Below are 16,099 nucleotides of genomic sequence, written 5' to 3' on the forward strand. Positions count from 1 at the left end.
TTTGGGTCAGAGAACCCGACTGCCGCGCTCGAAGCCGCTTTAGGTGGCGGTGGTCCCGTGGCGCTCGCTCGCGGCGGCGAATCGAAGGCCGGCAGCGCGACGCCGCGGCTCACGGGTACGAGCGGTTCGCAGGAACGCGCGAAGCGACGAAGGCGAAGATGTGGAAGGAGGAAGTTGCGGAGGTTCGGTGTGTACAGGTCGCCCCTCGTTTCGGCCCGACATACCCTCCGCGAGAAGGGATACGACGCCCATCGACTTGAAAGGAATTCGTCATCGCCGAGAACGTCCCGTGAATCGGGATGTCGGTATTCATCCGGTAGTATCCGGCGAGCGACCGCTTCCGAGAGTCGCGGTCGGCGGTCGTCAGCGGGTCCGTTCGCCCTGATAGCTGCCGTCGTAGGTCTCGTCGTGGGTCGCGTCCGCGAGGACGATTTGGGCGACGCGCGCGCCGCGTTCGAGTTCGACCGGGTGGTGGACCTCCAAGAGGCCCTCGCCTTTCCCCTCGTAGCCGGCGTCCCAGACGGCCGTGTTCAGCATACAGGAGTTCCGCATGAGCGACGACCGCGGGTAGATGAAGCCGACGTGGTCTTCCGGGATGTGGACCGTCTCGGCGTACTGGAGGACGTAGCCGCCGGGGTCGAGTCGGTACGTCTCGGTGTCCGGGTCGGCGCAGTCGAGGGCGCGGCGCTCCCCGACGGTCTTTCCCTCGCGACCGAGGCGACCCGGTTCGACCTGTTCGAGGACCGCTTCGAGCGTCAGGTCGACGCCGTTGGGTTGGACCTGTTCGGCCGTGACCGGCGAGATGTGCTGTGCGACGAACGAGCCAGCGCGGTGCATATCCGAACCCCGGCCAGCGGGCGCAAAACTGTGCCGAACCTCGGCCGTCATCACCCTTCACACGACCCCCGCGTTCGGGGCCACAACGGGGTCGAAATCGCTCGCCGTTTGGGTCGGTGACGACCCCCGCGGTGACCAGTCACATTGGAGAACCAACAAGGAGTTTAATGGCCCTTAGACGCTAGAAATCCAGAGACGGCGCTATCGTTCACGTTCGAAGATAGGGAAGTACGCGGGATTTATATCCGAGGACCATCGACGTTCGGGTGTTATGGGACAGACGCTCACGGAAAAGATTCTCTCGGACCACCTCGTCGAGGGTGACCTCACCCCCGGAGAGGAGATCGGAATCGAAATCGACCAAGTCCTGATGCAGGACACGACCGGGACGATGGTGTGGCTCCAGTTCGAGGCGCTCGACCTCGACGAGGCCCAGACCGAACTCGCGGCCCAGTACTGCGACCACCAGACCTACCAGTTCGACTTCAAGAACACGGACGACCACCGCTTCCTCCGTTCCGCGGCCGGGACATATGGTGCCCACTTCTCCCGCCCCGGAAACGGTATCTGCCACAACGTCCACAAGGAGAACTTCGCCGCGCCCGGCAAGACGCTCCTCGGCTCGGACTCCCACACGCCGACCCCCGGCGGCCTCGGCCAGCTCGCCATCGGTGCCGGCGGCCTCGACATCGCCGTCGCCATGGGCGGCGGCGCGTACTACGTCGAGATGCCGGAAGTCGTGAACGTTCGCCTCGAAGGCGAGCTCCCCGAGTGGTCCTCCGCGAAGGACGTCATCCTCGAGATGCTCCGCCGCGAGACCGTCAAGGGCGGCGTCGGCAAGGTGTTCGAGTACACCGGCCCCGGTGCTGAGTCGCTCACCGTGCCCGAGCGAACCACCATCACCAACATGGGGACCGAGCTCGGTGCCACCTCGTCGCTGTTCGAGACCGACGAAAAGACCAAAGACTACCTCGAGCGCCAGGGCCGCGGCGACGAGTACGTCGAGCTGACGGCCGACGACGACGCCGAATACGCCGACGAAATCGTCATCGACCTCGGCGACCTCGAACCGCTCATCGCCTGCCCGTCCATGCCCGACAACGTGGTGCCGGTCCGCGAAGTCGCCGGCGAGAAGGTCGAGCAGGTCCTCGTCGGTTCCTGTACCAACGGCGGCTACGAGGACGTCCTCCCGGCCGCGAAGATGGTCAAGGACCAAGAGGTCGCAAAGCACCTCGAGATGATCGTCGCACCCGGTTCGAAGCAGGCCGGCGAGATGCTCGCCCGCGAGGGCTGGACGGCTGAGATGATGGCGGCCGGCGTCAACGTCTCCGAGGCGACCTGTGGTCCGTGTATCGGTATCGGCCACGTCCCCGCCTCCGACTCCGTCTCGCTGCGCACCTTCAACCGCAACTTCGAGGGCCGCTCGGGCATCGAAGACGACAACGTCTACCTCTGTTCGCCGCAGGTCGCCGCCGCCGCGGCGCTCAAGGGCGAAATCGTCGACCCGCGCGACCTCGCCGACGAACTCGGCCTCGACGCCCCCGGCATCGAACTCCCCGACAAGTACGACGGCTCGAAGACGGACCTCATCTACGCCGAAGACGCCATCGACGACGAGCTCATCAAGGGCCCGAACATCGGCGAGGTCCCGCTGCAGGACCCCCTCGGCTCCAACATCTCGGGTGAGACCCTCCTGAAGATGGAGGACAACATCACGACCGACCACATCATCCCGGCGACGTCCGACATCCTCAAGTTCCGCTCGAACATCGAGCGCCTCTCGGACTTCACGCTCTCGCGCGTCGACGAGACGTTCGCCCAGCGCGCCAAGGATGCCGGCTCCGGCGTCCTCGTCGCGGGCGAGAACTACGGGCAGGGCTCCTCCCGCGAACACGCCGCGATGTGTCCGATGTACCTCGGCATCGAGGCCGTCCTCGCGCAGTCGTTCGCTCGCATCCACAAGGCGAACCTGTTCAACTTCGGTATCGTCCCCCTCGCCATCGACGAGGAGACCTACGAGAAGATCGAGCAGGGCGACGACGTCGAAATCGTCGACGACGTGGCCGCTGCCGTCGAAGCCGGCCAGGAAGAGTTCACCATCCGCGTGAACGACGACTGGGAAGCGACGGCGAACCTGCACGCCTCCGAACGCGAGCGTCGTATCCTCACCGCCGGCGGCAAGCTCCCCCTCACGAAGCAGCAGGCCGAGGGCGGCGCTGCCCCCGCGGACGACTGAACGCGACCAACGTCACCTTCTCACTTTTTCGCGCGGCGAGCGGCGGCCATCGCGCGGCCGGCGGGGTGACCCGCCCGCGACCGTGAGCGTTCCTCCCGATTCCCGCAGGCCCGTGCCGTCGGGCTTTTGCGTGCCAACCACGTAGCGCCGGGCGTGACGGCGTTCGACGACGCGCTCGCCGACGACGCGGTCGTCAGGCGGGTCGACCGGGCGGACCTCCTCGACGTGCTCCGCATCGAGCGGACCTGTTTCTCCGAGCCGTGGCCGTACTCCGCGTTCGAGATGTTCGTCGACGAACCCGCGTTCCTCGTCGCCGCCCGCGGGGACGAGGTGCTCGGCTACGTCGTCGCCGACGTGATGCCCAACCACGGCAACGACATCGGCCACGTGAAGGACCTCGCGGTCCGCCCGAAGGCCCGCGGGAACGGTCTCGGCCGACAGTTGCTCGTCCAGTCGCTGACGGCGATGGCCATCGCGGGCGCGACGGTCGTGAAACTCGAAGTCCGCGCCTCGAACGAGCCGGCAATCGGCCTCTACCGGAGCCTCGGCTTCGAACCCGCCCGCCGAGTGCCGAGCTACTACGGCGACGGCGAGGACGCGTACGTCATGGTCCTCGACGTAGCCGAGTGGCAAAGCGCTTGACAGGACCGCAGACGGTCGAACGAGGGCTTATCACGACGAGCCGCGTACACGAGTTGTGTTACCGCCCCCCACCGTCCTCTGTGTGAGTGACGACGACGCGTTCGCGGCGTCGCTCGACTCGTCGCTGTCGTTGCTCGACGAGACGACGGTCGTCCGCCACGTCCGCTCGCCCGCCGCGGCGCGCGCGGAGCTCGTCGCCGCCGCCGCGGCCGTCTCGTGTATCGTCTTCACCGCACCCACGACGACCGGCGACGAGGGGGCGTTCGTCCGCGACATCTACGCGCAGGGCATCGACGTCCCGGTCGTCGTCGCGGCCGCCGACCGCGAGGTCGCGGCGCGCGCGGTCGAAGCCGGCGCGACGGACTACGTCGTCCGCGACGACGACGACCCCGAGACGATGTCGTGGCTGGCGTTCCGCGTCGAGCGGGCGCTCGGCGAGTGCACCCTCGCACGGGACCACCGAGACCGCATCGAACAACAGCGCGTCGTCTCGGAAGTCGGCACGCGGGCGCTGACCGCCGCCGACCTCGACTCGACGCTCGACCACGCCGCGCGTCGCGTCCGCGACGTGCTCGACGCGGACTCCGTCACTATCTTCGAGGGGCTCGACGACGGCGCGTTTCGCGTCGCCGCCGCCGCGGGCTGGTCGGCGGACCGGAGTCACGGACCCGCCGCGGTCGGAGGGACGCAGGCGGCCGAGACCTACCGGACCGGCCGTTCGACCCTCGTCGACGACTTCGACGACGACGAGCGCTTCGAGCGCGCGGCCGACAGCGCCCCGTCGGGACCGAAAAGCGGGATGAGCGCAGCCATCGGCGGCGACGGGACCTGCTGGGGAGTCATCAACGTCCACGGCGTCGCCTGCGGGCAGTTCTGCGACGACGACGTGCTGTTCTTGGAGAACATCGCGGCCGTCGTCGGCGCGGCGAGCGAGCGTCACGAGCTCAAAGGGGCACTCTCGGAGGTGTTAGCGCGGATTGACGAGGCGGTGATGGGGTTCGACGCGGACTGGCGGGTCACGTACGTCAACTCGACGGCCGAACACGGGCTTGGCATGTCCGCCGCGTCGGTGCTGGGGACGCGCATCTGGGACTCCGTGCCCGAGGCGAACGTCTTCCGCGAGGAGTTCGAGCGCGCGATGGAGCGACAGGAGCCCGCGACCTTCGAGACCTACTACGAGCGCCTCGAAACGTGGTACGCGGTTCGGGCGTACCCCTCCGAGACGGGGCTGTCCGTCTACTTCACCGACATCACGGAGCGGTTGGAACACGAGGTCGAAGCCGAGCAGTACGGGCGGATGCTGGCGGCCGTCGCCGACGCGGTGTACGCGCTGGACGACGAGGGGCGGTTCGCGGCCGTCAACCCGGCGTTCGAGCGGCTGACCGGCCTCGACCGCGACCGCGTCATCGGCTCGTCGACGGCCCTGCTCGCCCAGCACGCCACCGCGACCGACGGGAGCGACGAGGCGTTCGCGGCCGCGTCGCGAGGCATCGTCGAACTCGAACTCCGGACGCCCGACGGCGAGGTCGTCCGGGTCGAGAACCACCGAACGCCGCTCGTCGTCGGCGGCGAGGAGGTCGGCTCGGTCGGCGTCCTCCGCGACGTGACGAAGCGACACCGCTACGAGCGCCTGCTGGCGACGCTCCACGACCGGACCCGCGAGATGATGGGCGCGACCGACAGACAGACCGTCCTCCGGGCGGCCGCCGACGCCTGCGACGAGGTGCTCGGTGACGCCCGAACGGAGCTGTTCGTCTTCGACGAGGCGGACACGAGCCTCGTCCGCGTGGGCGCGGCGGGGACCGGCCTCGGCGACAAACCGCCCGACGGCGGCCTCGACCGCGGCGGCGTCTGGGACGCGTTCGTCTCCGGCGAGGTCCGCGTGGTCGAACTCGCGCCCGACGGGGGCGTCGTCGACGGCGTCGAGCGCGTCATCGCCGCACCGCTCGGTCGCCACGGCGTGCTCGTCACCGGCCATCCCGGCACCGTCGCGCCGAACGAGGTCGACGTGGAGCTCGTGAACCTGCTTTCCGCGACCGTCGAGGAGCTGCTCGAACGCATCGACGCCGAGGCGGAGCTCCGCGAGCGCGACCGCCGGCTCGAAGCCCAAAACGAGGCGCTCACCCGGCTCGACCGAATCAACGAGACCATCCGGAACATCAACCAGTCGCTCATCCGCGCGCCGACCCGCGGTGCGGCGCTGTCGGAAGTTGCCGAACACCTCGTCGACACCGACGGTATCACGGTCGTCTGGCACGCCGAGGTCAGCGACATCGACGAGGCGTACCGCCCGCCGAGCGACGCGGTCCACGGCGCGGACACCGCCTACGCCGACCGGCTCGGAGAGGTGGCGACCGCGGACCCGCTGTGTTCGCTGCTCGAAGCCGCCGTTGAGAGCCGAGAGAAGCAGGTGGTCGCGGACGTGCTCGACGACCCCGCGTGGGCAGACCACCGCGGCGACGCCCTCAGCTACGGGTTCCGAGCCATCGCGGTCATCCCCGCGGTCGCTGACGGCCAAGTGGAGGCGCTGTTCGTCGTCCACGCGACCGGGGCGAGCGCCTTCGACGACGACGATGGCCTACTCACCGAACTGGGGGAGGCGGTCGGCTACGCGCTCGCGGCCACGGGGCGCGCCGACGCCATGTTGACCGAGCGCCGGACGAACGTACAGGTACAGCTCGGCGGCGACCGGCTGTCGATATCGCGGCTCGCCCGGCGGGTCGGCCGCGCGGCGAGTCTCAGCGGCGTCATCCCGCAGTCCGACGGCTCGGTCATCGCCTTCGTCGCCAGCGACGCGGAGCCCGAGGACGTCGTCGCCGCCGGGCGGGACATCGCGACGCGCGTGCGCCACGTCTCGACCGACGCCTCGGGGTCGCTGTTCGAACTCCGCCTCCCTCGGGAGTCGCTGTTCGAGACGCTGTACGCCTCGGAGGCGACGCTCCGCGCGCTCGACGCGACGCCCACGCAGACCACGCTCACCGCCGAGGTTCCGACGCGCGTCCGAGTCCGGTCGTTCGTCGACGCGCTCGACTCGAACTACCCCGGGACGAGTCTGCTGTCGCGGCGGACCGCCGCCGGGGCCGAGTCGCCCCAGACGTTCGCCGCCGAGATGCGCGAGGCGTGGACGAGCCGCCAGCACGAGTCGATTCGGGCGGCCCACCTCGCCGGCTTCTACGAGTGGCCGCGCCGCAGCACCGCCGAGACGCTCGCCGAGACGTTCGACATCAGCGCGCCGACCTACCAGTACCACCTGCGCGCGGCCGAGCGAAAACTGGTCGAACGCGTCTTCGAGTGACGACGTACCACGTGTAGACCAGCGATACCAACTGATTTTCAGTGACGGTTCTAGGTACCTAGAGGTGGCGCGCGCGCCACCACTAGTTGGATAGCAGCGACCGATATACCCGCGAGCGTCATCGGTGCGGATGTCGGCGAGGCGCCGGCGCGAACCGAACCATGGACGAAACTCGCGTGTTACCGGGCAACGATGTGGGATGGAATACGGGGTCGACCGACGAGGTCGTCGCCCGACACGACCGGAGCGGACGAGACGCTCTGGCGGTGACAGTCGTCACCGCGACCGCTCAACTGCACGGCGTGGACGCCATCGACCTCCCACCGCTGTCCGAGGCTATCGACCCCGACGCGCTCTGTCAACTGTTCGCCCCGCTGGCGCGGGTGGCGGCGACCGACGGCGGCGCTCGCGGTCGAATCGGGTTCCGGTACGCTGCCTGCGACGTGACCGTCTGGGCCGACGGCACGGTCATCGTCACGCCCGCCTGACGCATCGACACACGAACGGATCGGTAATCCCACCACCACAACCACCACACGACGCGACGCTCCACGGGGGTGCCGCGACTGCCGACCGTCGCCCGCACCCACCACCACCATCACCACGCGGGCGACGCGGCTCCATTTCTTTCGAGACCGACGCCGACGCGCTGCGACGCGCCGCGACACGGTGCGCCGCAACGCGACGCGGCACGGAACGACGCGAGAGTGCGACGGGTTTTGGTACACAGAGCCGCTACCGCCGGGCATGGGATACGCCTGTCCGGTCTGCGACGCGCCGCAACGCGACGAGACGCACCTCGCGAACCACCTCGCGTTACAGGCCATCGTCCACGGCGACGACCACGAGACGTGGCTAGACGAACACGCTCCCGAGTGGGCCGACCTGAACGCCGACTCGCTCGGCCCGCTCGTGGCCGACCTCGCGGAGGAACGCGAGTTCGACGAGGTGTTCGAGGACACGGTCGACCGCACGGGCGGCCCCGGCCATGCTCACCCGCACGGACAGGAACACGACCACGACATCCCCGACCGACAGCCGCAACCGTTCGGCGGGGCCGGCGGGTCGGAGTCGCTGTCGGGTGACGCCGCGCGCATCTTCGAGGAGGCGCAGTCGCTCACCCGCGAGATGGTCGCTGACGACGGCGAGGACGGCGTAAACGGCGAGCGTGAGGACGCGCCGCGGGACGGCGACGACGCCCGCGACGCCACCGATGCCGACGACCGCGGCGAGGAGACCGACGGCGCGGACAGGAAAGAGTCGTAAGTCCGGACCCCGAACCGACTGGCGATGGAAACCCACGGGACGATTGCGCCGGCGTCGCTCGACGAGGCCGAGGCCGCCTTCGACCGCGTCGGACCGACCGCACAGGTGGTCGTCCGCGAGACGGCCAAGGCGATGGAGTTCGACCGCGAGGAGTACAGCGAACGCGTCACCGGCGACGTAATCGAAACCGTCCGGAACGCGCTGTTCGCGGAGTCGCTTTCGGTCACGGTCGGCACGCGCGCCGAGTTCGACGACTGGCGTTCGACCCACGAGGACTACGAGGTGGTCGAACTCGGCAACCCCGACGTAGAGCGCGTCGCGTGGCACGCGGTCCCCTTCGCTGAGACCGTGCTGGCAACGACGTTCCAAAACGAGGAGGACGCCGCCGTCAGCACCCTCCGGCGCAACGCCTTCGGCCGCGTCTACCGCGACGCGCTGCTCGGAGAGGAAGCCGAGGGCGACGGGAGCGAGACTGACTCCGAGGGCGACGCGGTCGGGGCGGACCGATGACCGGTGACGGCCGCCGACACGAGCGCCTGCCCGATCCGGAGTGGCGCGTACTGGAGTCCGAAACCGAGTACGACACCGGCTGGTTCACCGGCGGTTACGACCTCGTCGAACAGCCCAACGGAACCACGAAGCGCTACTACTGGGCCGAACTGGCGACCGCGGTCGTCGTCGTCGCGGTCGCGGACGACCACGTCGTCTTCGTCGAGCAGTACCGGCCGAACATCCGCCAGACGCAGCTCGAACTCCCCGCGGGCGTCGTCGAGAAGGGCGAGTCGTTCACCGACGCCGGGGTGCGCGAACTCCGCGAGGAGACGGGCTTCGCCGCCGACTCGGTGTCGGTCATCGGTGACGTGTGGTGTTCGACGGGCGTCCTCCGACACCGCCGCGGCTTCGTCTTCGCCGAGGGCCTCACGCCGGTCGAGCGCGACCTCGACGACAACGAATTCCTCTCGGTCCGCGCCGTGCCGGTCGAGGAAGCCATCGAGCGGGCGACCGAACCGCCGACGAACGACGCGACCGTCGAGGGCGTGCTCTTCGCCCGCGACGAGGGCCTGCTGTAAATGGTCGACGAGGTCTCCCCCGCAGCAGTCGAAGAACTCCTCGACGGCGAGGACCCGCCGCTCGTCGTGGACGTGAGCACGGAGGCGGAGTTCGCGCTCGGGCACGTGCCGGGGAGCATCAACGTCCCGCTTTCGAACCTCGTTTCGCATCTCGACCGCGTCGCGGGCGCAGAACGCATCGTCACCGTCTGCCCGCGGGGCGAGGCGAGCGTGCAGGCCGTCCGCCTGCTGTCGGCCTACGAGGGGACCGAAGACGCCCGCATCGAGAGCATGGCCGGCGGGCTCGCGGCGTGGGACGGCCCGCTCGAAGAGGGTCTCGACGAGGGTGCGGACGGCGACGAAGAAGACGGCGACGAGAGGAACTGAACGGCGTCGCTGGGCGGTGACGCGACTGGAGACGCGAACGGTCGGGAAATTGGCGGACTAACGGCTCGCGCGCGCTGACTTGCTTCGAAAAAATCTCGACGGCGGGCTAACTCAGAGGTCGGTCACGCGACGTTGAACCCCTTTTCGCGGAGGAAGTCCTCCACGCGGCCGCGGTGGTTGCCTTGGAGTTCGATGGAATCGTCTTCGACGGTTCCACCGCAAGCGAACTTCGACTTGAGGTCCGACGACAGGCTGTCCATGTCGACGTCCCTCGGGTCGAATCCCTCGATGACTGTAACCTCTTTTCCGTAGCGGCGCTCGTCGATGCGGATGACTATCTCCTGAGACTCTTTCGCCACGTCCTCGCAGACGCAGAGCTCTTCAGGGAGCCCGCACGTCGAGCAGACTTCCGACATTACAGTGTGGACCTACAAGATGGGGATATTAAACAGTATCGGGAGGCGGGGTCGCCGTCCGCGCCCTCAAGCGCCCGAGTCGTCCGTGGACGACGTTTCCGATTCGTCGTCCGTCGTATCGTCGTCGGTCGCGGTCGTATCGTCGTCGGTCGCGGCCGTATCGTCGTCGGTCGCGGCCGTATCGTCGTCGGACTGCTCGTCGGCGGGGGGTGCCGCGACATCGCTCCCGTCGGCGTCCTTCGCCCGCTTGTCGTTCCCGGGCGGCGTCTCCGGGGCGTTGCCGCGGTCCGCGCCGTCGGCGGCCCCGTCGGATTCGCCGCCGGCCACGTCGGTCACGGTTCCGTTAGTTGCGTTTCCGTCGGTCTCGGTTCCGTTGGTCGCGTTCCCGGCGTCGGCGCGGGCGTCCGCGGCGCGGTCGCTCGCCTCAGAACGCGAGTTTCCCGGGGCGTCACTCCGCCCCGGGTCATCCGGTCGCCCGCCGTCGCCGGCGTCCGTCTCGTTTGCGGCGCGCTCGCGGCCGATGCCCTTGCCGGGGTTCCCCGCGATTCCGCGGGCGATTTCGGCTACTTCGGGTCCGGTGAGTTCGCTCGCGTTCGTGCGGAGCCGGTCGAGTTCGGCCGTCTCGACGCCGCGGGCCGAGAGCTCTTGGGCGGGGACCGTCGAGGCGGCGTCAGTCGTCTGGTTCAGCATGCTCCGAGTGCGCTCGATGTCGGCAACCGTCCGGGTCAGCCGCGCGCGGTACTGGCCCTCGGAGAGCGTGCCGTTTTCGCGCTGGGCTTCGAGGCGGTCCCTGCGCTGTTCGAGTTCGGTGAGGCGCTCGCGGACCGTCTCGACCTGCGTGGCCACGACCGCGGCCTTCGAGGCGTTCGAGTTCGCGTTCGCGAAGCGCGCGTCGAAGCTGCGGCGTTCGAGTTCGCCGTTGGTCTCCGAGCCCTGTACGCCGATGACGGCGGACAGGCGCTGCCCGGGAAGCGTCTCCGACGACGCGGCGCTGTCGTTGCCCGCCGTGTCGGTGGTCGCGGTGTCGTTCGCGGTCGTCTGTGCGACGGGCGCGGCGGCCGAGCCATCGGTGGCCGCGGCCGCCGTTCCCATCGGTCCGGCCGAGGCGGCGAGAGCGAGCGGTGCGCCCACCGTCGCCAGCAACACGGCGGCAGCGACGGCAAGCACAGCGGTTCGTCGGCTCATCACCCTCGTTTTGGAACTCCGTTCCGATATAAGCGTGCGGTCGTGCCCCCGAATCAACCCCAGTCAACGGCAGTTTGCGAGCCACCCGTAGGTCGCCGCCGTCTCCCGATTAGGCACCGACCACCGACCGAAACGGTCGTAAGAAATTTATACCCCGTTCGAGTCGCCGTCGCCGTCGGGAGCGTCCGCGCCTCCGTCGTCGTCTTCGGGCAGTCGCAGGACGTTCTCGCGGCCGAGGCGGAAGCCCTCGATGGTCCCCTCGTCGCGCATCCCGCGGACGACCTTGCTCGTCTTCGCGTCGGTCCAGTCGAGCGCGCCCGCGACCTCCTGTTGCTTGATGCGGCCCCCGCGGGACTCGATGAGTCGGAGGACGCGCTCTTCGTTGCTGAGGAGTTCCGGCGGCGGACTCGGCTCGCCGTCGTCGCTCGCGTCGGACTCGTCGGTATCGTCGGCGTCGGCGGTATCTGCACCGGCACCGGCGGTCGCCGCGGCCGTCGCGGCGTCGTCGGCCGCCGGCTCCGAACCGGCTTCGCCCGCGCTCGCGGCGGTCGAGTCGGCGGGTGCGTCGGCGTCCGTCCCGCCGGTCGCGTCGACTGCATCTGCACCGCCGTCGCCGCCGCCGAGCGCGCCCCGCGAGCGGAGATAGACCGCGCCGGCACCGACGAGAACGACGAGCGCGAGCACGATGAGCGCGGTCGTCGTCGGGAACGGGTCGTCGCCCGCGGCGGGCGTCTCGGAGTCGCCCGGCGTCGGTGTGGGCGTGGGCGTCGCCGAGGGTTCCGAACCGCCAGCGCCGCGTTCGAGGACGACGTTCGGCTCGCCCGAGACGAACTCGGTCTGGGTGCCGCGCCAGATGACCGCGTTCTCGCGGGTCTCGTCGCCCGCGGGCTCGACGGTCGTCGCGCCGTAGTCGTCGGGCCACGAGAGGATGAGTCGGGAGCTACTGTCGAGGAAGAAGCCCTCGATGGCGTCGCCGACGACGAGTCGGTCGCCGTCGACCGCCGCGAAGTTGGACCACTCGAAGGAGTAGCTGACGACCCCGAAGCTATCGGGGAGCGACCGCGTCTCCGCCGAAACCGAGACGTTCGTGGCGTTCATCTCCCGGCCGGTGGCGTTCTCGGCGGCCCCGACGGTCGAGGCGATGCGCTCCGCGAACGCCGCGGTGTAGTCGTCGGGATTGGCCCGCACGTCGTCTTGGAGCGACTGGAAGGCCTCGGTCGTGTTCTCGTCGTCGAGCCGGGTCCAGTACTGAATCTCCCAACGGGCGTCGCCGCGCTCGGAGACCTCGACGACGATTCGCGTGCTGTCGGGTTCGACGCCCTGCTGGACGAGCGGTTCGACGCCCGGACCGCTCGCGGTGCTCTCCTGTGCGGCCGCGGTCGGCGCGACCACGGCGAGCACGCAGAGAGCGGCACACAGGAGTGCGAAGACAGCGTCTCGTGTCGCCATTGAGCGTTCGTGCGAGCGCACGCAGAAAAAGTGACGCGGTTCTTCGCGCCGCTCAGTCCGTCCAGCGTCTGACGAGCGGCAGACGACCGCGGACGACGGCGTTCGCCGCGGCCACGGCCTCGTCGGCGTCGGCGCGGGTGACGCCGTCGCCGTACTTCGCGCGCTCGTAGAGTCGGCCGACCTGTCGGGTCCGCTCGTCGACGCCGACGCGGGACAGCGAGTCGAGATACGCCCTGACCGTCTCGCCGGGGCGACGCGGCCGGTACTCGCGTTCGAGGGCGAGTTCGAGGCGGTCGTACGCCCGGAACACGTCGTCGGCCGGCGAGTCGGTGCGCCGCTGGTACGCCGCGGTCGCAAACCGGAGGTGCGCCGGGAGCCGCGTTCGCCTGACGCCGGCGGCGACGCCGAGGAGGCCGACGAGACCGACGAACAGCGTCTCCCGAGACGGTAGTTCGGGGAGGAGGCCGCCGCCCTCGTCGTCTTCGGCCGCGCCGTCGCCCGCGGGGGTGACGCCGAGGCGCTCGTCGATACCGGGGGCCGGCGGGCTGCCGCCGGCGGGCGTCGCGTTCGTCTCGGTCCCGTTTTCGGTCGGCGTCTCGGTGTCGGTCGCGGTCGGCGTGGGCTCGTCGGTCTCGTTGGACTCGGCGTCCGTCTCGTCGGTGTCGATGCCCGTCTGGCCCTCGTCGCGGGCGTCGCTGAGCGTCGTCGATTCCGCGTCCTCTCGGGGGCCGGCGGGCGTCGGGTCGAAGCGCACCCAGCCGGTGTCCTCGAAGTAGACTTCGACCCACGCGTGGGAGTCGAGGCCGCGGACGACGTAGCGGTCGTCACCGACCTGCTCGCCGGTCGTGTAGCCGGTGACGAACCGCGCGGGGACGCCCTCCGAGCGGAGGAGCACGACCATCGTCGAGGCGTAGTAGGTGCAGTAGCCGGCGTCCATCTCGAAGAGGAACGACTCGGCGATGTCGCCGTCGGGCCGAGACACCCGAAGCGAGTACTCCTTGTTGGCTTCGAGCCACTCCTCGACCGCGACGGCCTTGTCGTAGGGCGTCTCAGCGTCGCCCGCGATTTCGGCGGCGCGGTCGCGAACGCGGTCGGACGTGCTGTCGGGCAGCGCGAGATACCGCTCGCGTATCTCGTCGGGGTAGTCGGTTCCCGTCCGCCGGAGCGACGCCGGGGTGTACTGCGGGACCTCGCTCGTGACGTTGTAGGTCTCCCCGATTTCGACGGTGCGGTCGGGCCGGAGGTTCCCCTGTTGAGTGACGAGCGTCTCGTTTTCGATGTCGCCGGAGACGGCGACGGGCCGCCACGCCGCGGGCATCGAGTCGAGCGGCGTCGCCGGCGTGACGGTCTGGCGGACCAGCCGCGAGGGGCCTTCGGGACCGGCCAACCGGCCGCCCTCGTAGTCGCGGGTGTCGCCGGTCCTGACCCAGCCGTCGCCGGTGTAGCGGTCGAACGTCGCGGTCTGCCAGTAGTCCGGCGAGGTGCTCTGGACCTCGAAGCGGACCTGCGGCGAGAGACTGATGCTCCCGACGATTGAGATGCGGTCGTCGGCGCTCACGAGGCTGGCTTCGACGGTCGGCTCCTCGGCCACGCCCCCGTCGGGGATGACCGGCGACCCGCCCGCGCCGGGGAGGACCGTGACGGTAGCAGAGAGCACGACCATCGCGGCGAGGACGACCGTCAGCACGTCGAGTTGGCCGCCGGCGCTCCCGAAGCGATCGATGCCGTCGAAGCCGACCGCGGCCATGCCCGCGCCGACGCCGAGGAGCGTGAGCGTCCCCGTGGCGTCGGTGGTGAGGACGAACAGGCCGAGGCCGCTCCCGGCAACCGCGACGGCCGGCGCGATTCGCCCGCGGACCGCGAGATACCACGCGAGGAACACCGGGCCGGGCGTCACCGCGAGCGCCCACACGTCGGCCGACAGGAGCCGGAGCGCCGAGAGACCGCTGAGGAGCGCGAACGTGTCGGCCAAGAGGCGCTCCGGCGAGAGCAGCGCGACCTGGCTCTCGGGGAGCGCGAGGAAGTACGCCGCGAAGCCGCCGCCGGCGATGAGAACCGCGAGGCCGAGCGCGTAGCGAGGGCGGAGCGTCCAGCCCACGACGGTGGCGAGACCGAGCGTCCCCGCGGCGAGGAGGACGAACTGGTCGCGGCGGCCCACGACGTCTGTGATGTCGTAGACGACCGCGAGGAACGCGCCGATGAGCACCAACGACGCCGCCGTGGCGAGGAGGCCCGCGGGGACGCCGAAGACGGTGTTTGTCGAGTCGGCTGAAGCGGACGCCGACGCCGACTCGCCGGCGACCGTCACGCCGATACCCCCGAGTCGGGTCGGCGGGTTCCGACGCGACTCACCGGATTCCGGTTCGACCCATCCGCCGCGTCGCTGTCGGCGCGCAGGCGGTCAAACGTGGTCTCGCGGCCGCCGAGCGCGACCCGGGTCTTCCCGGCGTCGCCGCTGACGACGACCGCGGCGGTCTCGTCGGGGACCGACCCCGAGCGGAGTCGCGAGAGGTGGCCGAGGACGCGCCGTCGGTCGCCGGGCGTCGCCTCGACGACCCCCGCGGGCGAGGTGAGGTGGACCGGAACGCCGGCGTCGAGGAGCGCACAGCAGAGCGTCGCGGCCGCCTCCGCCGCGTCGTCCTCGTGGCCGTCGGTCGCGCCGGCCGAGACGCGCACCGCGTCGGCCGTAACCCGGTCGGCGTAGGCTTTCACCACGAGGTCGCCGGACTTGGCGCTCGACTTCCAGTGGATGTCGCGGAGCGGGTCGCCGGGGACGTACTCCCGCAGGCGGTCGAACTCGGCGCGCTCGTCGGTTCGCCCCGCGTCCGCGAGTGCCGAGAGGTCGCGGCGGGCGGTCGCGCCGAGCGACCGAACTCGCGGGAAGACGAGCACCTCGGTCGTCCCGCCGGCGGTGAACGATTTCGAGAACAGCCCGAGGATGTCGCGGGCGACGACGGTCGCGGGGCCGAGCGTCGCCGGGCCGCGGCCGCGGTAGGTCACCTCGTAGTCGATGCGGCCGTCGCCGACGACCGAATCGACCGCGGTGTCGCCGTCGAGACCGGGCGAGAGGGCGTCGGAGACGGTGGCCGGAAACGGCCGGTCGGCGTCGATATCGAGCGAGACGGTGTGGGTCCCGCCCGGGAAGCCGTCGTCGGACGCGACGCGTTCGACGCGGGGCGGCGAGACGCGCCAGACCTGCACCGCGCCGACGACGAGGCCGACGGCGACCGGGACGACGACGGCGTTGAGCGCCCGGGGGCCGTAGGCGACGGCGTTGGCCACGCCGACGACCACGACCGCGACGGCGACCCAGCCGCGGAGCGTGAGCCGCATCGGT

General features: G+C 70.1%; 14 protein-coding genes. 8 read left to right on the plus strand and 6 right to left on the minus strand.

The genetic code is table 11. The features are described 5' to 3' along the window. Window positions 1-363: 363 nt before the first annotated feature. Complete coding sequence (locus ACSR87_RS06295; protein ID WP_004041836.1) at window positions 364-837, minus strand: deoxyuridine 5'-triphosphate nucleotidohydrolase; 474 nt, start codon at window positions 835-837, stop codon at window positions 364-366. Between the two features lie 271 nt (window positions 838-1,108). On the opposite strand from ACSR87_RS06295, the gene ACSR87_RS06300 reads away from it, so the two are divergent. From ACSR87_RS06300 to ubaC, 8 genes are all read left to right on the plus strand, one after another. Beyond that, entirely contained in the window at window positions 1,109-3,073 is a 1,965-nt protein-coding gene (locus ACSR87_RS06300; protein ID WP_498529871.1) for an aconitate hydratase, read from the plus strand. Window positions 3,074-3,226: 153 nt separating this feature from the next. Next, the gene (rimI, locus tag ACSR87_RS06305) at window positions 3,227-3,715 is read left to right on the plus strand and encodes a ribosomal protein S18-alanine N-acetyltransferase (RefSeq protein ID WP_498529872.1); all 489 of its coding nucleotides are present in this window, start codon (window positions 3,227-3,229) and stop codon (window positions 3,713-3,715) included. Between the two features lie 82 nt (window positions 3,716-3,797). Continuing rightward, window positions 3,798-7,010 carry a GAF domain-containing protein gene (locus tag ACSR87_RS06310; RefSeq protein ID WP_498529873.1) on the plus strand — a complete coding sequence of 1,071 codons (3,213 nt, stop codon included), beginning with the start codon at window positions 3,798-3,800 and terminating at the stop codon, window positions 7,008-7,010. Window positions 7,011-7,171: 161 nt separating this feature from the next. Further along, a complete protein-coding gene (locus ACSR87_RS06315; RefSeq protein WP_498529874.1) occupies window positions 7,172-7,498 on the plus strand; it encodes a HalOD1 output domain-containing protein in 327 nt (108 codons plus the stop codon). A gap of 259 nt (window positions 7,499-7,757) precedes the next feature. After that, window positions 7,758-8,276, plus strand: a complete 519-nt coding sequence (locus tag ACSR87_RS06320) for a DUF5810 domain-containing protein (RefSeq protein WP_498529875.1) — start codon at window positions 7,758-7,760, stop codon at window positions 8,274-8,276. Between the two features lie 24 nt (window positions 8,277-8,300). Further along, window positions 8,301-8,786, plus strand: a complete 486-nt coding sequence (locus ACSR87_RS06325) for a DUF5809 family protein (RefSeq protein WP_498529876.1) — start codon at window positions 8,301-8,303, stop codon at window positions 8,784-8,786. Next, entirely contained in the window at window positions 8,783-9,346 is a 564-nt protein-coding gene (locus ACSR87_RS06330; RefSeq protein WP_498529877.1) for an NUDIX hydrolase, read from the plus strand. The genes ACSR87_RS06325 and ACSR87_RS06330 overlap by 4 nt, the downstream gene beginning before the upstream one ends. Beyond that, window positions 9,347-9,712, plus strand: a complete 366-nt coding sequence (gene ubaC, locus ACSR87_RS06335) for a rhodanese-like domain-containing protein UbaC (RefSeq protein ID WP_498529878.1) — start codon at window positions 9,347-9,349, stop codon at window positions 9,710-9,712. 122 nt (window positions 9,713-9,834) lie between these two features. On the opposite strand, the gene yciH is transcribed toward ubaC, so the two are convergent. From yciH to ACSR87_RS06360, 5 genes are all read right to left on the minus strand, one after another. Then, window positions 9,835-10,128: a stress response translation initiation inhibitor YciH gene (gene yciH / locus ACSR87_RS06340; protein ID WP_004041826.1), complete on the minus strand. Its 294-nt coding sequence runs from the start codon at window positions 10,126-10,128 to the stop codon at window positions 9,835-9,837. A 66-nt stretch (window positions 10,129-10,194) separates the two neighbouring features. After that, window positions 10,195-11,313 carry a DUF7096 domain-containing protein gene (locus tag ACSR87_RS06345; RefSeq protein ID WP_498529879.1) on the minus strand — a complete coding sequence of 373 codons (1,119 nt, stop codon included), beginning with the start codon at window positions 11,311-11,313 and terminating at the stop codon, window positions 10,195-10,197. A gap of 147 nt (window positions 11,314-11,460) precedes the next feature. Further along, window positions 11,461-12,762, minus strand: coding sequence for a DUF7345 domain-containing protein (locus tag ACSR87_RS06350; RefSeq protein ID WP_498529880.1), 1,302 nt, complete (start codon window positions 12,760-12,762; stop codon window positions 11,461-11,463). Window positions 12,763-12,814: 52 nt separating this feature from the next. After that, complete coding sequence (locus tag ACSR87_RS06355; RefSeq protein WP_498529881.1) at window positions 12,815-15,070, minus strand: transglutaminase domain-containing protein; 2,256 nt, start codon at window positions 15,068-15,070, stop codon at window positions 12,815-12,817. Beyond that, window positions 15,067-16,095 (minus strand): DUF58 domain-containing protein, encoded by a 1,029-nt coding sequence (locus ACSR87_RS06360; RefSeq protein WP_498529882.1) that lies wholly within the window; start codon window positions 16,093-16,095, stop codon window positions 15,067-15,069. The genes ACSR87_RS06355 and ACSR87_RS06360 overlap by 4 nt, the downstream gene beginning before the upstream one ends. Between the last annotated feature and the right edge of the window lie 4 nt (window positions 16,096-16,099).

The sequence above is a fragment of the Haloferax sp. SDI50 genome, assembly GCF_059802635.1.

Bases quoted from the DNA above. Each gene is read 5' to 3' on its own strand.
- ACSR87_RS06345 (WP_498529879.1), bottom strand. From the start codon at position 11,313: ATGAGCCGACGAACCGCTGTGCTTGCCGTCGCTGCCGCCGTGTTGCTG.
- ACSR87_RS06360 (WP_498529882.1), bottom strand. From the start codon at position 16,095: ATGCGGCTCACGCTCCGCGGCTGGGTCGCCGTCGCGGTCGTGGTCGTC.
- yciH (WP_004041826.1), bottom strand. From the start codon at position 10,128: ATGTCGGAAGTCTGCTCGACGTGCGGGCTCCCTGAAGAGCTCTGCGTC.
- ACSR87_RS06295 (WP_004041836.1), bottom strand. From the start codon at position 837: ATGCACCGCGCTGGCTCGTTCGTCGCACAGCACATCTCGCCGGTCACG.
- ACSR87_RS06350 (WP_498529880.1), bottom strand. From the start codon at position 12,762: ATGGCGACACGAGACGCTGTCTTCGCACTCCTGTGTGCCGCTCTCTGC.
- ACSR87_RS06315 (WP_498529874.1), top strand. From the start codon at position 7,172: ATGGACGAAACTCGCGTGTTACCGGGCAACGATGTGGGATGGAATACG.
- ACSR87_RS06320 (WP_498529875.1), top strand. From the start codon at position 7,758: ATGGGATACGCCTGTCCGGTCTGCGACGCGCCGCAACGCGACGAGACG.
- ACSR87_RS06330 (WP_498529877.1), top strand. From the start codon at position 8,783: ATGACCGGTGACGGCCGCCGACACGAGCGCCTGCCCGATCCGGAGTGG.
- ACSR87_RS06325 (WP_498529876.1), top strand. From the start codon at position 8,301: ATGGAAACCCACGGGACGATTGCGCCGGCGTCGCTCGACGAGGCCGAG.
- ACSR87_RS06300 (WP_498529871.1), top strand. From the start codon at position 1,109: ATGGGACAGACGCTCACGGAAAAGATTCTCTCGGACCACCTCGTCGAG.
- ubaC (WP_498529878.1), top strand. From the start codon at position 9,347: ATGGTCGACGAGGTCTCCCCCGCAGCAGTCGAAGAACTCCTCGACGGC.